Genomic DNA, 16846 nt, shown 5'->3' with positions numbered 1-16846 from the left:
CTGTCCTACCAGTCACTGCTCGCGGCGGCGGGAGCGGAAGATCATGCGCAGGACGACGATCAGGACGATGGAGCCCAGCACGAACGGCGCGGCCCAGGGGAACGACACGGGGTGGCCGCCGAGGCCCTCGGCCAGGTAGCGGCCCGCGACCGTCAGGAACAGCAGGCCCGCGACCAGCGACGACGGGTCGAACCTATGCCGGAACACGCACGACCTCCATGTCGCCGACCTTGCTGCGGATGCGCAGCGCGATCGTCGCCGTCGCGGGGGTGCCGCCCTCCGGGTCCAGCACGCGGTGGACGCGGGCGCCCGGGCCGCTCGTCACCTGGCGGTCCACCGTGATGTCGCCCAGGTAGGCGTGGCCGTCCACCTCGATGCGGGCCGTGCTCGGCACCTTGACCGCCAGCACCCCGAGCGTCACCTCGGCGTTGACCTGGAGCCGCTGGCCCGGCGACAGCGGCACGTCCGTCAGGTCGACCACGCCCTGCCCGACGAAGACCTTGTGGGTCTGCTCGGCCTGGGAGGCGACCGCCGGGCGCCACACCATGTGGTGGGTGCGGCGCGCGACCGTGGAGTTACCGGCGATCGAGGTGGATGCGAGGGCGAGAGACATGATCGCTCCAACGAGAACGAGCTTGCGGACCCGGCCGAACCAGGAACCGAGGAGGAGGCCGACGGCGACGACGATGAGCGCCCCGGCGATGACGATCTGGAGGCCGCTGAAGTGCGGGCGGTGACCGAAACCGGCGTAGAGCGCGACGGCGACCAGCGCGGCGGTCAGCAGGGTGAGCGCCGTCAGGTACGACGGCCGGTGCGGGGAGCACGGAGCAGGCGGCGGCGGGACGCTGCCGGGGGCGTACGGGCCCGCGGGGAACCGGTCGGTGCCGAGCGGCTGGGTGGTGCTCTCCGGGGCCGGCGGCGCGTACGGGCCGGCCGCGTAACCGTCGGTGCGGCGGCCGAGGCGGGCGAGGTCGATCATGCCGTCCGACCTCGCGTACGTGGGCGGCGGTGATGGAGGCGGCGTCCAGGAGCCCAGCGGGTGGCCCTTGAGGCGGTCCGGCAGGTTTCGTGCGGTCTGGGCGAGATCGACGCCGCGCGACCGGGCCACGAGCAGCGCCAGGCCGAACACCACGACGACGCACAGCGCCTCGCCGGACCCCCAGCTGTTCACGACGCCGACCAGCATGCCGGCGCCCAGCCCCGCGCCGAGCAGCGCCAGCGCGGTGTCGCCGTCGAACAGGCGTTTGCCGGTCCGCTCGACCCACGAGGGCCCGCCGTCGGGGGCGCCCATGAGCAGGAAGGCCGCGATGTAGAGCAGGATGCCGACACCGGTGGTGATGACCAGCAGCGCGAACCCGACCCGGAACACGATGGCGTCGATGCGCGTATAACGAGCGAGGCCGGCGCACACTCCCGTGATCAGACGGCCCTCCTGGGAGCGGAGGAGCCGCCGCGGCGGGGAGCCGGGCGTCTCGGCGCTGTCCTCGTTCATGCGTTATATCGTCTCGTGCCTCTGTCGCGGCCACCATCCGGGAGGACCCTGACTCGTCCCTGAGGACCTCCGGGATCTCCCAGGGCCCTCCCCGATGCGAGAGCGGCACGGAACGTGTGACCATCTCCTTGTGTCCGAAACGCCCGGCGGGGAGACCGCGCAGCAGGCCCCCGCCCGCCTCGAACGACGAGTCGGCCAGCGGCTCGTCGGTGGCGTGTGCTCCGGACTGGCCGGGCATCTCGGCCTGGAGGTGGCCGTCGTACGCGTGGCGTTCGCCGTGCTGCTGGCCGCCGGCGTGGGCGTCGTCGCGTACGTCGCGCTCTGGCTGCTGGTGCCGCAGCGCGACGAGCCCGCGGGCCCACGCAATATCGGGCAGCTCTTCGCGTACGCGGCGCTGGTCGTGGGGCTGTGCCTGTTCACGTGGGGCGCGGGCGCGCTGAACTGGGCCGTGTGGCCGATCGTCGCGGGCGGCATCGGTGTCGGGATCATCTGGCAGCAGGCCGACCCGGAACGCCGGCGCCGGTGGGTCCGCAGCTCCGAGTCGATGTGGCTGCGCAGCGTCATCGGGACGCTGCTGGTGATCGCCGGGCTCGTCGCGTTCCTCGCCGAGAAGATCCACCCCGGACAGGCCGGGCAGGTGCTGCTCGGCTCCACCGTCGTCCTGGCCGGTGTCGCCGTCGTCGTCGCGCCGTGGCTGCTGCGGATGTGGCGCGACCTGGACGCCGAGCGCCGCGAACGCATCCGCTCGCAGGAGCGCGCCGAGGTGGCCGCGCACGTGCACGACTCGGTCCTGCACACCCTCACGCTGATCCAGCGCAGTGCGAACGACCCGCGGGAGGTGCAGCGGCTGGCGCGGTCGCAGGAACGCGACCTGCGCGCCTGGCTGTACGAGCCCAAGGCCGACGCCGAACAGCACCTGGCCGCCGCCGTGCGCAAGGCCGCCGCCGAGGTCGAGGACCACCACGGCATGCCGATCGAGGTGGTGTGCGTGGGCGACTGCCCTCTGGACGACCGCCTGGGCGCGATGCTCCAGGCCGCACGCGAGGCCATGGTCAACGCCGCCAAGTACGCGGACGGAGAGCCGGGCGACCAGGGCCGTACGTCATCGGTGTCGGTCTACGCCGAGGTGGCCGGCGACGATGTGTCGATCTTCGTACGGGACCGGGGCCGCGGCTTCGACCTGGACGCCATCCCGCACGACCGGATGGGCCTGAGAGAGTCCATCATCGGCCGGATGGAACGCAACGGCGGCAAGGCCGAGATCCGTACGGCCCCGGGCGACGGCACGGAGGTCCGACTTGAGATGCGGCGTAACCCTAGGTGAAGCGAGAGACTCGATGACGCGCGTGGTACTGGTCGATGACCATCAGATGTTCCGGAGCGGGGTAAAGGCCGAGCTGGGCGAGTCCGTGGAGATCGTCGGTGAGGCCGGCGACGTCGACGAGGCGGTCGAAGTGATCAAGGCGGCGGAGCCGGACGTCGTCCTGCTGGACGTGCACCTGCCCGGCGGCGGTGGCGTCGAGGTGCTCCGCCGGGTGCTGCCGTCGGAGACGCGGTTCCTCGCCCTGTCGGTGTCCGACGCCGCCGAGGACGTCATCGGCGTCGTACGCGGCGGCGCCCGCGGCTATGTCACCAAGACGATCTCCGGGGGCGAGCTGACCCAGGCGATCGAGCGGGTGGCCGAGGGCGACGCGGTGTTCTCGCCGCGGCTGGCGGGCTTCGTCCTGGACGCCTTCGCCGCCGCCGACGTGCCGGCCATCGACCCGGAGCTGGACCAGCTCACCCAGCGCGAACGCGAGGTGCTGCGCCTGATCGCCCGCGGCTACGCGTACAAGGAGATCGCCAAGGAGCTGTTCATCTCGGTCAAGACCGTCGAGACCCACGTGAGCAGCGTGCTGCGCAAACTCCAGCTGTCCAACCGACACGAGCTCTCCCGCTGGGCCGCCGCCCGCCGCCTCGTCTGAGAGCCGTCCGCTCAGCAGTAGGGGCCCAGGGCCTTCTTGATCTCGGCGGGCGCGTTCTTCATCTTCGGGTTGCCGCACAGGCCGTCGGTCCCGTAGGTCACGAGGCGCGGTTCGCCGTTCTGCATGCGGACCACGGCACGCGCCGGGTCGGACCCCGGATACCGCATGGGAACGGTCGCCCAGCCGTCCTGGCACACCACCTTGGTGGAGACGATGACGCCGGTGGAATGGTCCGCCGACGAGACGGCGTCGGCGATCTCGGCGCGCGTCGGGCAGGCGGGCGACGCCACGGCGGTCGGGGAGGCGGGCGCCCGGGTCGGCGCGGTGGCGGTCGGCCGAGCGGGAGTGTCCGCCTTCGCACTCTCGTCCCCGGACCGGCAGGCGGTCGACAGGCAGGCGAGGGTCACCACGGCGACCAGGACGGCCGGTCGGAATGGGGACACGCGGCCTCCACCATCGATTTTCACCGGGGGAGTTCTGCGTTGCGCCCGGTCCGGTCTGCGATCAATATAGTCGCGGCACCGAGTGGGGAGTGTGGAATTGCGCAGCGAAGATTTGCCGGAGGCCATCGGAAAGTACCGTCCGCAGTCCCATCTGGCCGCCGGCGGGATGGGCCGGGTCTTCCTCGCCCTCGACCCCGAAGGACGGACTGTCGCACTCAAACAACTCCACCCTTCCATCGCCTATGACGACGGCATGCGGGAGCGGCTTCGGCGCGAGGTCGCGGCGATGCGGCGAATTCGCAGTCCGCGGGTGGCGCAGCTCATCGACGCGGATTTGGACGTCGTTCCCCCGTACCTGGTCACCGGCTATGTGCAGGGCCGGACCCTGCACGACGTCGTCAAGTCGGACGGTCCTTTGCGGGGAGACAGACTGCGGCGAATAGCGCGCGGAGTCGCCGAGGCCCTCGTCGCGATCCATGCCGCCGGCCACGTCCATCGTGATCTCAAGCCGGCCAATGTGATGGTGGTCGACGACGACCCGGTCGTGATCGATTTCGGGATCGCCCAGGAGCACGACGCGACCCGCATCACGCAGGACGGCGGTGCCATCGGGACGCTCGGCTACATGGCGCCGGAAGTGCTCGAAGGCGGAACGGCGGGCCCACCCGCCGACATCTTCGCCTGGGGCGCGACCGTGGCCTACGCGGCGACCGGGCGACCGGCCTTCGGCGGGGGCGGAGTGCAGGCGGTCGCCCTGCGAACCTACCGGGGAGCCGCCGACCTCGACGGCGTGCCGGACGAACTGCGTCCCCTGCTGTCGGCCGCGCTCGCCCCGGCCGCCGAAGCCCGGCCCGACGCGAACACGGTCCTCGGCGCGATGGCGGCGCCGACGGGGCCGACCTCGTTCTTCCCGGCCTACGCCGCGCCGGCTCCGCCTGCCGCGCCGGTTCGCCGTAACGGCCGGAGACGGTCGGCGATCGTCATTCCCCTGTCCGCGGTGGTGATGGTCGCCGTCGTCATCCTCGCCATCGTCGCCCTGCGCCCGAACGGCAAGGGATCGCCGAAGGCGCCGGCCGCGACGAGAACGGTGGTGACGAGCCAGCCCAGGCCCTCGTATCGCGAACCGATCGCGAACTGGGGACCCGGCCAGAAGTTCCAGAAGTTCCTCGAAGCCAACAATGGCAAGAGGGTGTACATCCTGGCGGACCTGGACGAGGCCATCGTTCCTCAGGACGGGCAAGGTCAACCGTACGACGCGTCCCATGCGGAAGACGGCGCGACCTTCACTTTGTGGACGAGTTGCACCGAGAAGCTGGCGGCGGGAGAGGAACCGACCAGCGACAAATGCGCCGCCATCCTGGTCGAGATTCTGCCGGAGAGCGCAGCCTGGAGCGGTTTTTCGTGGGTCCATGGCGCCTACAAGGTCCAGGGCAACTTCGAGATCGCGGAGGGGGCCGTGCACCAAGGGGTGGCACCCTTCACCCTGAAGCCGGCTCCGGCTGCCTGAGAAATGCACTGGCGTACGCTCTGGCAGCGCGATCTTCGCGACGCACCGGGCGAGGCCCCGGTCCTGGCCGGCGCGACGGCGATTCTTCCCGGTGATCCCGTCCGGGTGGCGGTCACCGAGGAGCTCTCCTACTCCACGGGGCTCACCTGCGACGACACCGATGTGTACCGCCTGTCCGACGGCCGGGACGGCGGGTTCCTGTCGATCGGGTACGAGCGGTGGTTCGACACGCCCCGCATCGAGGTGGCCGAGGTCGGCGGGGCGCCCGCCGTGGTGGTCAACACCTCCCGCGGACTCCGCGTCCGCTCCACCGACCGTACGGTCTCGCTGCCGGACCCGTCGGCATTGGACTGGCACGCCCTCGACATCGTCACCGGAACGGCCGGCGGCCGGCCGGTCGTCGCCGCGGCGTGGGACGAGCCACGCGACGACCGGGGTGCGTACGTCCAGGCCTACGACCTGGCGACCGGTGCCCCGGTGGCCGATCCGTGGCCGTGCCGGGCGGCGGCTGGGACCGGCCCGACCGATGGCGCCTGGGCCGTCGCGACGGCCGGCCGGTGGCGGCCGTGGCCGAGTTCGCCACCGACCTGCGGATCCACTGCGCCGTCACCGGTGACCTGGAGACGTACGACGTCCTGGAGGGGGAGCCGCACGGGCCCGGCCTGCTCGCGGTGGACGATCGGGCCGGCCCCACGCTGGCCGTGGTCGCCCGGAGGGACGGTGCCGTGTGGTGCTGGGACCTGACCACCGAGGCCGCGTACTGCCCGCCGCTGACGGGCTGTCCGGGTGCGCCGAACGGGGCGCGGCTCGGCCGGTGGCGGGACCGCCCGGTGGCGGCGCTGCTGACGGACACCGGAGTCTCGCTGTACGACCTCCGGGACCGCTCGTGGATCGGGCACGTGGGCCTGGGGGCGAAGGCGCACGACGTCGCCTTCGCGCCCCGGGGCGAGCTCGTCATCGTCTCGGCGCACGGGACCCTGGTCGTCCGGCCCATGCCGTGACCGGCTATCCGGGCAGGGCGCTCACCGGTTCCTTCGACCGGTGGCGCGGGGCCTGGTCGGCGCGGTTCTTCCTGGCCTGACGGCGCTCCCGGCGGCTCTCGACCATCGTGTAGAGCGTCGGGATCAGGATGAGGCTGAGCACGGTCGAGCTGATCAGCCCGCCGATGACGACGACCGCGAGCGGCTGGGAGATGAAGCCTCCGGAGTCGGTGACGCCGAGGGCCATGGGGAGCAGGGCGAAGACCGTGGCCAGGGCGGTCATCAGGATGGGCCGCAGCCGGCGGCGGCCGCCCTCGGTGACGGCATCGGTGATCGACATGCCGTTCTCGCGGTACTGGTTGATGAGGTCGACCAGGACGATGGCGTTGGTGACGACGATGCCGATGAGCATCAGCAGGCCGACCATGGCGGCGACGCCCAGCGGAACGCCGGTGACGCGCAGCAGCAGGATCGCGCCGGTCGCCGCGAAGGGGATCGAGACCAGCAGCACCAGGGTCTGCCGGATGCTGCCGAAGGTGGCCACCAGCAGCAGGAAGACGATCACGATGGCGGCGACGATGGCGAGGCCGAGCTGCTTGAAGGCGTCGTTCTGGTCGCTGGTGATGCCGCCGAGGGAGTAGTCGGCGCCGGCGGGCAGCCGGAGCTTGTCCAGGGCGGTGGTGACGGCCCGGTTGGCCGCGCCGGTGTCCTCGCCGGCGGGCGTGGCGGTGACGGTGATGGTGCGGTTCCCGTCGACGCGGGCGCGCTCGACCGGGCCGTTCTGCTGGGTGACGGTGGCGACGTCGCCGAGCTCGACCGTCCGGCCGGTGGCGGTGCCGATCTTGAGCTTCTTCAGGTCGGCGGCCGTGTGCGGGGCGGTGCCGGTGCTGCGCAGGACGACGTCGGTGTCCTCGCCGTCCAGGCCGACGGTGGTGACGGTCTGCCCCTGGGTGGCCTCGGTGACCGCGGCGGCCAGCGTCGTGTCGGTCAGGCCCGCGGCGGCGGCCTTCTCGCCGTCGGCGTGGACGACGAGCTGGGGCGCGCTCTCGCTGAGGTCGCTGGTGACGTCGGTGACCTGCGACACGCCCTTGAGGGCCTGCTCGATCTGCCGGGTCGCGGTGGTGAGGGCGGTGTCGTCGCCGCCGTGGACCTGTACCTGGATGTCGTTGGAGGCGCCGAAACCGCTGTTGGCCGCGACGGTCAGCTCGCCCGCGCCGGTGAGGCCGTCCAGCCTGCCGCGGAGGGAATTCTCGACCGTGTCGGCGTCGGTGCCGTCCTTGAGCGAGACGGTGTACGAGGCGCTGTTCGCGCCCCTGCCCGCGCCCATCAGGCCGCCCGGGGAGCCGAGGGTGACCTGGTAGGACGCCACGCCGCCGGTGGCGGCCAGCACGCCCTCGACCTTCTTGGCCGCCGCATCGGTGGTGGCCAGGCTGCTGCCGGCGGGCAGCTTCTGGGTGATGCTGAGCGCCTGGGTGCCCGAGTCGCCCAGGAAGCTGGTCTTCAGGCCGCCGGCCAGGGCGAACGTGCCGATGAGGATGACCACGGCCCCGGCCAGCACGCTCTTGCGGTGCCGGGTGGCGAAGGAGATGACCGGGACGTACGCACGCTGCAGCAGTCCGTGGCGTTCCTCCTCCTCGGCCCGGCGGCGGAACTCCTCCGGGTCGGCGCCCGTGGCGGGCGTCTTGAGGAACCAGAACGCCAGGATCGGGATCACGGTGAGCGCGACCACCAGGGAGGCCAGCATCGCGACCGTCACGGTGATGGAGAACGGGCCGAACAGCTGCCCGACCATCCCGGTGACCAGGGCGATCGGCAGGAACACCGCGACGGTGGTGAGGGTGGAGGCGGTGACCGCGCCGGCCACCTCGCGCACGGCCGTACGGACCGCGGTCGCCTTGTCCTCGCCGTACCCGAGGTGGCGTTTGATGTTCTCCAGCACGACGATGGAGTCGTCGACCACCCGCCCGACCGCGATGGTGAGCGCGCCGAGCGTGAGCATGTTGAGCGAGTAGCCGCCGACCTTCAGGGCGATCAGCGCGATCACCACGGACAGCGGGATGGAGATCGCGGTGACGAGCGTCGAGCGGGCCGACCGCAGGAACAGCACGATCACCACGATGGCCATCAGCAGGCCGAGCAGGCCCTCCTCCAGCAGGCCCGAGACCGCGTCACTGACGGCGGGGCCGCTGTCGGACACGACGGTGAGCCGGGCGCCGTCCCCGAGCTGACGCTGCAGGCCGGGCAGCAGCTTACGGACGTCGTCCGAGACCGAGGACGCGCTGCCGTCGGGGTCGAGGGTGATCGAGACGCCCAGGCTCTCCCGGCCGTCCGTACGGGTCAGGGACGTCGCCGCCGCGTCGGTGACCTGGACCGACGCGACCTGGCCGAGCCGCGCCGCACCGCCCGCGGCCGCCGCACCGGGGGCGCCGGCCCGGCCGCCGCCGGACGGGGGCGCCGCGGCGGAGGACGTCAGCCACAGCTGCTCCAGCTGGGCGACCGAGGTGATCGGGCCGCCGATCTGGACGCTGACGCTCTTGCCGTCCGCGTCCACCGATCCGCCCGGCGCGGTGGTCCCGGCCGTCTGCAGCGCGGTGGTGACCGCGGCCATGGTCAGCCCGTGGCGCCGCAGCTTCGCCTGGTCGGGCACGACCCGTACGACGCGGGCGCGCTCGCCCGACACCGCGGCCTCGTTCACCCCGTCGACGGCCTCCAGCTCGGGCACCACCTGCCCGGTGAGCTTGTCGGCCAGTACGCGCGGGTCGTCGCTGGAGGTGGCGGCCAGCGTCAGCGTCGGCAGGTCGTCGGTCGAGCCGGTCATCACCTGCGGGTCGACGCCGTCGGGCAGCCGCTGGGCGATCTTGTTCAGGTCCTGCTGGATCCGCGTCGACCGGTCCTGGGTGTCGGTCCCGAAGGCGAACCGCAACTGCACGGTCGCGCTGCCCTGGCGGGAGGTCGAGGTCATCGTCTCCAGGCCGTCGGTGTTCTTGACCGCGTCCTCGATCGGCTTGACGACCTGGTCCTCGACCACCTGCGGGGACGCGCCCGGGTAGGTCGCGGTCACCGCGATCGCCGGGAAGGACAGACTCGGCAGCAGCTGCTGCTTGAGCGTCGGGATCAGGTAGGCGCCGAGCGCGATGACCCCGATCGTGATCAGAAGGACCAGCTTGCGGTTCGCCAAGCTGATCTTGGAAAGCCAGGACATCGAACTCGTTTCACCAGGGAGACGACAGGTCCCCTCAACCCTGGTGCGCGACCCGGCCCGGCCGCATCGGAGCGGCGCGGCATTCGCGCCTACCGCGCCCGCGGTAGGCGCTACCGCGGACGCGGGCCGCCCGGCCTGACCAGACCGCTCTCGTACGCGATGATCACCAGCTGGGCGCGGTCGCTGACGCCGAGCTTGGCCATGGTCCGGTTGATGTGGGTCTTGACGGTGTGCGGGCTCAGGTGCAGGTGCGTGGAGATGTCCTCGTTCGACAGCCCGCCGGCCACCATGGTGAGCACCTCCCGCTCCCGTGGCGTCAGCGCGGCCAGCCGCGCGGGGTCGGACGGCCACTCCGCCTGGTCCCGGAACCGGGAGATCAGCGCCTTGGTCGCCGCCGGCGACAACAGCGCCTCGCCGGCCGCCACCGTCTTGATCGCCGCCAGCAGCTCGGCCGGATCGGCGCCCTTGCCCAGGAACCCGGCCGCGCCGGCGCGCAGCGCCTCGAACACGTACTCGTCGATCTCGAACGTCGTCAGGATCAGGATCTTGACCTCGGGCCGGTCCCGCTTGATCCGCTTGGTGGCCTCCAGCCCGTCCAGGCGCGGCATCCGGATGTCCATCAGCACCAGATCGGGCCGCTGCTCCGCCGCCATCTCCACGGCCTCGACGCCGTCGGCGGCCTCGCCGGTCACCTCCAGCCCCGGATCGGCCTCCAGCAGCATGCGCAGCGTCTTGCGCAACAGCGCCTGGTCGTCGGCCAGCAGCATTCTGATCATTGGTCTCCCAGCGGAAGGGCCGCCTCGACCAGGAACCCGCCGCCCGGCCGGTGCCCGGTGGTCACCTCGCCGCCCACCGCGGCGGCGCGCTCGCGCATGCCGATCAGCCCCCGGCCCGAACCGCCGCCGGGGCCCCGCCCCGCCCCGTCGTCCGCGATGACGATCTTCAAGGTGTCGTGGGCGTAGTCGAGGCACACCCGGGCGGTCCCGGTCGCGGCGTGCTTGCTGACGTTGGTCAGCGCCTCCTGGACGATCCGGTACCCCGACACGTCCACCGCCGACGGTACCGCCCGCGCCTCTCCCCGCCGCCGGACCTCCACCGTCAGCCCGGCGCGGGCGAAGGAGGCGGCCAGGTCGTCCAGCCGGTCCAGCCCCGGCACCGGCTCGCGGGGGACCTCGGGAGTCCCCAGCAGGCCCACGATGGACCGGAGTTCCGCGAGCGCCTGCCTGGAGTCGTCCTTCACGTGCGACAAGGTCTCCACCAGCCCGGCCGGCTCGCCCTGCCCGCCCTCGTGCAGGTAGAGCGCCACCCCCGCCTGCGCGTTGATCAGCGTCAGCTGGTGGGCGACCACGTCGTGCAGTTCACGGGCGATGCGCACCCGCTCCTCGCCGACCAGCCGGGCGGCCTCCTCCCGCCGGGCCCGCTCCGCCCGTACCGCCCGCTCCTCCAGCGTCGCCACGTAGGCCCGCTGGGTCCGCACCCCCGTACCCGCGGCCACCGCCAGACCGGTCGAGGTGACGAGGGCGACCGCGCCCAGCGAGAGCTCTTCGGGCGCCACCACCATCTGCGTGGTCCCGGCCGCCGCCAGCAACACGGCACCCGCCACCAGGCCCGCCCGGCCGCCCCGCGCGACGGCGATCGTGTAGAGAGCGACCTGCCCGGGCAGGAACTGCGGCCCGTGCTCCCGCATCGCGCCGTGCGCCACCGCCAGCAGCACGGTGACGACCAGCACGCCCACCGGCCACCGTCGCCGCATGAGCAGCACGGCACAGGCCGCCGCGGCGTACCCGTAGTCCACCGGTCCCAGCACCCGTCTGGTCGGCGGGCGGCCGGCGAACCGCATCATCCCCAGGGTCAGGAACAACGCGACGAGCACCACGGCCACGTCGACGACCCGGGGGTACCGCCGCCACCACGCCTGGTCGCCTCCCACGCTCACCACCTCACCGTACGCACCCGGGCCCGGCACCGAGCACACGGTAAACGCCCGCTTCCGTCGGCACGTCAGCCCGCCGGGCCACCCCGTATACCGCGTCCGCGGTACATCGACCGGCCTGCGATGATCACTCACTGTGCCCGACTTGTCTACACAGCGAAATCGTTCCTAGAGTGAGGCCATTCGTGCGACCGAACCGGGCACCGACAGGCAGAGGGGTGGGCATGAGCGTCACCGACCACTCCAACTGTGGTGAGGTGCGGCGGCTCGCCGAAGAGCGGGGTGCGCTGCAGCATGTCGCGACTCTGGTCGCGCGGGGCGCCTCGCCGTCGGTGATCTTCAACGCGGCCGCCTGCGCGCTCGGCGGCCTGATCAAGGCCGACTACACCGCGATCAACCGGTACGAGGGCGACCGGACGATGTCGATCATGGCGTTCTGGCGCGCTCCCGGCACGCCCGACATCGGGCCGCCCTTCGGCGGGCGCTGGACGCTCGGTGACGACACCCCGTCGGCCGCGGTGCTGCGGGGGCACCGGCCGAGCAGTCGCGCGAGTGCGACGATCAGCAGCGACATCGGCGGCTGGCACCGGGAACACCGGATCGGGCACGTCGTGGCCTGCCCCGTCATCGTCGACGATCACCTCTGGGGCACGATGACGGCCCTGTACCTCGGCGCCGAGCCGCCGAAGGGCGACGTCGAGGAGCGCATGGGCAAGTTCGTCGAGCTCCTCAACTGCGCGATCATCCAGGCCAAGACGCGCTGTGAGCTCATCGCCTCCCGCGCCCGCCTCGTCACCAGCGCCGACGCGACTCGGCGCCGGATCGAGCGCGACCTGCACGACGGAGCCCAACAGCACCTGATCTCCCTCGCGCTCCGGCTCCGCGAGGCGGAGGAGAGCGTGCCGCCGGGGAACGAAGAACTCCGGCGGCGGCTGTCCGAGGCCGTCCAGGACCTGACGGGCACCATCGACGAGCTCCGCGAAGTGTCCGTGGGCCTGCGCCCGCCGACGCTGGCGGCACGTGGACTGGACGCGGCGCTCACGCAGCTCGTGGCCCGGTCCCCGGTGCCCGTCGAGCTCCACATCGACGCCGACCGGCGGCTCGACGAGGAGATCGAGGTGAGCCTGTACTACGTGGTGTCCGAGGCGCTGACGAACGTGCTGAAACACGCGAACGCGTCGACGGTGAGCGTCGACCTCGCCAAACAGGACAGCCAGGTCCGCTTGGCGGTCCGCGACGACGGCGTCGGAGGAGCCGATCCCACGCGGGGCTCCGGCCTCACCGGTCTCCGCGACCGTGTCGAGGCGCTGGGCGGCATCCTGCAGATCACCAGCCCGACCGGGCACGGCACGTCAGTCGTCGTGACGATCGGCTGAGTACGGCTCAGGAGGCGGGTCGGGCCGGGGTCGCCAGCCAGTCGCAGCCCTTCGGGACCGGCCGGCCCGGCCTGTACGCCGCGCAGGCCGTCACGACGGCGGTCTTGGCCGGGTTGCCCTGCTGGGCGTACGGGCCGCCCGCCGACGGGTGGTCGCAGGTCGGCAGGGACGCCGGGTCGCTGCGCGGGTAGCCCCGCGACGAGGCGTTGCTCTGCCAGCAGTTGCGGTCGCCCTGCTCGTCCCACCAGAAGTCGACGCCGTTCGGGGCGGCGGTGCCCTCCGGCGTGACGCCCGTGAGGTTGCCGACGTAGCGGTTGCCGTGGGAGGTGTCGCGCGCCTTGGCCGGGTCGGTCTCGCCCCGGCGGCTCGCCGGGATCCAGTACTGGGCGAAGCCGTACCGCCAGTTGTCGTAGACCATGTTGCTCGCGTAGGTGTTCTCGTCACCGCCCGCGAGCAGCATGCCGGTGCCCACCGGGACCGCGCGGCGCGGGCAGCGCGCATGGCAGTCGTGGTAGAAGTCCGCGTTGTTGCCGAAGACCCGGTTGGCCACGAACATCGCGTGGTTCTGCGGCATGCCGACGGCCTGCACGCTGCTGTCCAGCATCGCCCCGGTGGAGTTGCCGTTGAAGGTGTTGTCGTGGACGTACACCGAGTCGCCGGCCGTGCCGGAGTAGCCGATCAGGTTGCCGTACGACGCGCAGCGCCGGATCTCGACGGACAACCGGCCGCCCCGCTGGTCCGCGGCCGACGCCGTGGCGATGCCGGCGTCGCCGTTGCCGGACGCCGAGCAGTCGGTGATCAGCCCGTGGTCGGAGGTGTAGGCCGCGAGCCCGTGCCCGCCGTTGGCCAGGCCGGTGACGTGGTCGAGGGTGAACCCGTCGGTCTCGCTGACACTCACGCCGTCTTCGGTGAAGCCGCGGACGGTCACGCCGCGCAGGTAGAAGCCGTTCGCCCGCTCGGCGCGGACGCCGACCTGCTTCTTGCCCTCGATGATCACCGAACCGCCGACGCCTTCGATCTGCAGGCCGGGCTGGCCGGTGACGCTGATCAGGCTCTGCAGGTGGGGGCAGGCGCGCTGGTCGTCGTACGACAGGGGCGTGGCGTCGTCCAGCGAGGCGCACCGGCCCTTCGGCGCGCGGAGCGAGGACGGCTCGTGGTAGGTGCCGGGCAGCACGTAGATCGTGGTGCCCGGTGAGCGTACGGCGTCGACGGCGGCCTGGATCTCGTGGTACCGGCACTCGGCCGCGAGCTCGCGGGCCAGGCCGGTCAGCGAGGCGCCGGTACGGCAGACGACCAGGCGCGGCGAGGCGGCCGCCGGGCGGTAGACGGGGACGGTGCCGGGAGCCGACGTGGTCGTCCCGGCGGCGGTCAGAGGCGTGACCGTGCCCGCTTCAGCGGCCCAAGCCGACGAGGCGAACCAGAAGGTGGTCACGGTGAAGACGATCGCGGCGAGAAAACGCCGCACGAACCGCCCCATTTTCCTCCCATACAGGGCCGCAGGATGCTCCCACGTGCATCATGCAGGGCCACCGGGAACATGTCGACGCCCGCTTTCGGCCATCCGAACCATGCAACCTGGTCAGAGTTTCTGGATCGGCGCGTACCGAAGCACGAAGCGCTTGACACCATAGTCACCGCCGAAGTCAACCGTGGCGGCGGCCTTCTCGCCCGCTCCGTCCACGGTCACGACGGTGCCGAGCCCGAAGGCGTCGTGGACCACGCGATCGCCGGTCGCCAGGGCGGGCACCGCGCGGTTGCCGGGCGAGCGCACGCCGGGCCGCTGGGCGACCGACGCCATCGCCGGGGCGCTCGCGCTCTCGGACCGCTCCCACTCGACCAGCGTCTCGGGGATCTCGGTGAGGAAACGTGACGCGGGGTTGTAGGACGGCGCGCCCCACGAGCTGCGCATCGTCGCGCGGGAGACGTAGAGCCGCCGGCGGGCGCGGGTGATCCCGACGTACGCGAGCCGCCGCTCCTCCTCCAGCTGCTTGGGGTCGCCGAGCGAGCGCAGGTGCGGGAAGACGCCGTCCTCCATGCCGGTGAGGAACACCACGGGGAACTCCAGGCCCTTCGCGGTGTGCAGCGTCATCAGCGTCACGACGCCCTCGTGCGCCCGCTCGCCCGGGGGGACGACGCCGTTGCTGCCGCCGGGGATCTGGTCGGCGTCCGCGACGAGCGCGACCTGCTCCAGGAACTCCACCAGCCGGCCCTCGGCGGGACGCTCGTCGGTCTGCGGGCCCTCGTCGCCGAGCATGCCCGTCGCGAGGCGCTCCTCGAACTCGGCCGCCACGGACTCGAGCTCGCGGAGGTTCTCGATGCGGGTCTCGTCCTGCGGATCGCGGGAGGCCTCCAGCTCGGCGAGGTAGCCGCTCTTGGTCAGGATCGCCTCGACCAGCTCGGTCGGAGTCGACGTCTCCACCATCTCGCCCAGCTCGTCGAGCAGCGCGACGAAGTCCTTGATCTGGTTGAGCGAGCGGGTGGCGATGGCGGGCGCCTCGTCGGCCCGCCGCAGCGCCTGCCAGAACGAGATGCGCTCCCGGCCGGCCAGCGCCTCGACACAGGCCTCGGCCCGGTCGCCGATGCCGCGCTTGGGGACGTTGAGGATGCGCCGCAGGCTGACGGTGTCCTCGGGGTTGCCGAGGACACGGAGGTACGCCAGGAGGTCGCGGATCTCCTTGCGCTCGTAGAAGCGGACGCCCCCGACGACCTTGTACGGCAGGCCGACGCGGATGAAGACCTCTTCGAAGACACGCGACTGCGCGTTGGTGCGGTAGAAGACCGCGACGTCGCCGGGCTTGACGTCCTCGTCGTCGCTGAGCCGGTCGATCTCCTGCGCGACGAACGCGGCCTCGTCGTGCTCGTTGTCGGCGACGTAGCCGGAGACCTTGGGCCCGTCGCCCTGGTCGGACCACAGCCGCTTGGGCTTGCGGTCGGCGTTGCGCTCGATCACGGCGTTCGCCGCGGACAGGATCGTCTGCGTCGAGCGGTAGTTCTGCTCCAGGAGGATGACGTTCGCGTCCGGGTAGTCGCGCTCGAACTCCAGGATGTTGCGGATCGTCGCGCCGCGGAAGGCGTAGATCGACTGGTCGGCGTCACCGACCACGCACAGCTCGGCCGGGGTGAGCTCGCCGTCGTCGCCCTGCTGCCCGACCAGCTCGCGTACCAGGATGTACTGGGCGTGGTTGGTGTCCTGGTACTCGTCCACGAGCACGTGCCGGAACCGCCGCCGGTAGTGCTCGGCGACGTCGGGGAACGCCTGCAGCAGGTTGACCGTCGTCATGATCAGGTCGTCGAAGTCGAGCGCACCGGCCTGCTGGAGCCGTGCCTGGTAGGTCTCGTACGCCTCCGCGAGCGTCTTTTCCAGATGGGTCGACGCCTGGGACTTGAAGGTCTCGTAGTCGATCAGCTCGTTCTTCAGGTTGGAGACCTGAGCGGAGAATCCGCGCGGCGGGTAGCGCTTGGGGTCCAGGTCCAGCTCGCGGCAGACCAGCGCCATCAGCCGCTGCGAGTCGGCCTGGTCGTAGATGGAGAACCCGCTCGGGAAGCCCAGCCGCTTGGCCTCACGGCGCAGGATGCGCACGCAGGCGGAGTGGAACGTCATCACCCACATCGCCCGGGCGCGGTTGCCGACGAGGGCCTCGACGCGCTCCCGCATCTCACCGGCGGCCTTGTTGGTGAAGGTGATCGCGAGGATCTCACCGGGCTGCGCGCCGCGCTCGCCGAGGAGATAGGCGATGCGGTGGGTGAGCACACGGGTCTTGCCCGAACCGGCCCCGGCCACGATCAGCAGGGGACCGCCTCGATGCACGACCGCCGCGCGCTGGGCGTCGTTGAGACCGTCGAGCAGGGGATGGCTTACGAGCGTGGACACTCAAATAAGCCTACGGCCTACGGCCGACAGCGCGCGGCGAGCCGACGATACCGAGCACGTCCTCGCAGGCCGGAGGGG

The 16846-nt window shown here is 71.8% G+C and carries 13 protein-coding genes; 5 read left to right on the top strand and 8 right to left on the bottom strand.

Features of this window, described 5'->3' with window-relative positions:
• Nucleotides 1-12: 12 nt before the first annotated feature.
• Nucleotides 13-207, bottom strand: a complete 195-nt coding sequence (locus ACQEV1_RS49465; RefSeq protein ID WP_285625359.1) for a hypothetical protein — start codon at nt 205-207, stop codon at nt 13-15.
• Nucleotides 194-1492 carry a PspC domain-containing protein gene (locus ACQEV1_RS49460; RefSeq protein WP_433404867.1) on the bottom strand — a complete coding sequence of 433 codons (1299 nt, stop codon included), beginning with the start codon at nt 1490-1492 and terminating at the stop codon, nt 194-196. Before ACQEV1_RS49460 ends, ACQEV1_RS49465 begins: the two co-directional genes overlap by 14 nt.
• 130 nt (nt 1493-1622) lie before the next feature.
• On the opposite strand from ACQEV1_RS49460, the gene ACQEV1_RS49455 reads away from it, so the two are divergent.
• Entirely contained in the window at nt 1623-2816 is a 1194-nt protein-coding gene (locus tag ACQEV1_RS49455; protein ID WP_433404864.1) for an ATP-binding protein, read from the top strand.
• Between the two features lie 13 nt (nt 2817-2829).
• The gene (locus ACQEV1_RS49450; RefSeq protein WP_285582502.1) at nt 2830-3456 is read left to right on the top strand and encodes a LuxR C-terminal-related transcriptional regulator; all 627 of its coding nucleotides are present in this window, start codon (nt 2830-2832) and stop codon (nt 3454-3456) included.
• Between the two features lie 11 nt (nt 3457-3467).
• On the opposite strand, the gene ACQEV1_RS49445 is transcribed toward ACQEV1_RS49450, so the two are convergent.
• Complete coding sequence (locus tag ACQEV1_RS49445; protein WP_433404861.1) at nt 3468-3899, bottom strand: hypothetical protein; 432 nt, start codon at nt 3897-3899, stop codon at nt 3468-3470.
• A 91-nt stretch (nt 3900-3990) separates the two neighbouring features.
• On the opposite strand from ACQEV1_RS49445, the gene ACQEV1_RS49440 reads away from it, so the two are divergent.
• Together ACQEV1_RS49440 and ACQEV1_RS49435 are read left to right on the top strand one after the other, a co-directional pair.
• A complete protein-coding gene (locus ACQEV1_RS49440) occupies nt 3991-5406 on the top strand; it encodes a serine/threonine-protein kinase (RefSeq protein ID WP_433404859.1) in 1416 nt (471 codons plus the stop codon).
• 488 nt (nt 5407-5894) lie between these two features.
• Entirely contained in the window at nt 5895-6407 is a 513-nt protein-coding gene (locus ACQEV1_RS49435) for a hypothetical protein (protein WP_433404857.1), read from the top strand.
• Nucleotides 6408-6411: 4 nt separating this feature from the next.
• Here the strand turns inward: ACQEV1_RS49435 and ACQEV1_RS49430 are convergent, their stop codons facing one another.
• The 3 genes from ACQEV1_RS49430 to ACQEV1_RS49420 form a co-directional block, all read right to left on the bottom strand.
• The gene (locus ACQEV1_RS49430; RefSeq protein WP_433404854.1) at nt 6412-9588 is read right to left on the bottom strand and encodes an efflux RND transporter permease subunit; all 3177 of its coding nucleotides are present in this window, start codon (nt 9586-9588) and stop codon (nt 6412-6414) included.
• Between the two features lie 110 nt (nt 9589-9698).
• Complete coding sequence (locus ACQEV1_RS49425; RefSeq protein ID WP_433404851.1) at nt 9699-10364, bottom strand: response regulator transcription factor; 666 nt, start codon at nt 10362-10364, stop codon at nt 9699-9701.
• Nucleotides 10361-11554, bottom strand: a complete 1194-nt coding sequence (locus ACQEV1_RS49420; protein WP_433404848.1) for a sensor histidine kinase — start codon at nt 11552-11554, stop codon at nt 10361-10363. The genes ACQEV1_RS49425 and ACQEV1_RS49420 overlap by 4 nt, the downstream gene beginning before the upstream one ends.
• A gap of 191 nt (nt 11555-11745) precedes the next feature.
• On the opposite strand from ACQEV1_RS49420, the gene ACQEV1_RS49415 reads away from it, so the two are divergent.
• Nucleotides 11746-12897 (top strand): sensor histidine kinase, encoded by a 1152-nt coding sequence (locus tag ACQEV1_RS49415; RefSeq protein WP_433404846.1) that lies wholly within the window; start codon nt 11746-11748, stop codon nt 12895-12897.
• A gap of 7 nt (nt 12898-12904) precedes the next feature.
• On the opposite strand, the gene ACQEV1_RS49410 is transcribed toward ACQEV1_RS49415, so the two are convergent.
• Nucleotides 12905-14374, bottom strand: a complete 1470-nt coding sequence (locus ACQEV1_RS49410) for a right-handed parallel beta-helix repeat-containing protein (protein ID WP_433404844.1) — start codon at nt 14372-14374, stop codon at nt 12905-12907.
• Nucleotides 14375-14476: 102 nt separating this feature from the next.
• A complete protein-coding gene (pcrA, locus tag ACQEV1_RS49405) occupies nt 14477-16768 on the bottom strand; it encodes a DNA helicase PcrA (protein WP_433404841.1) in 2292 nt (763 codons plus the stop codon).
• Nucleotides 16769-16846: the final 78 nt, after the last annotated feature.

This window comes from Actinoallomurus sp. CA-142502 (assembly GCF_050936355.1).
GTDB lineage: Bacteria > Actinomycetota > Actinomycetes > Streptosporangiales > Streptosporangiaceae > Actinoallomurus > Actinoallomurus iriomotensis.
This window is presented reverse-complemented; position numbering and strand designations above follow the sequence as displayed.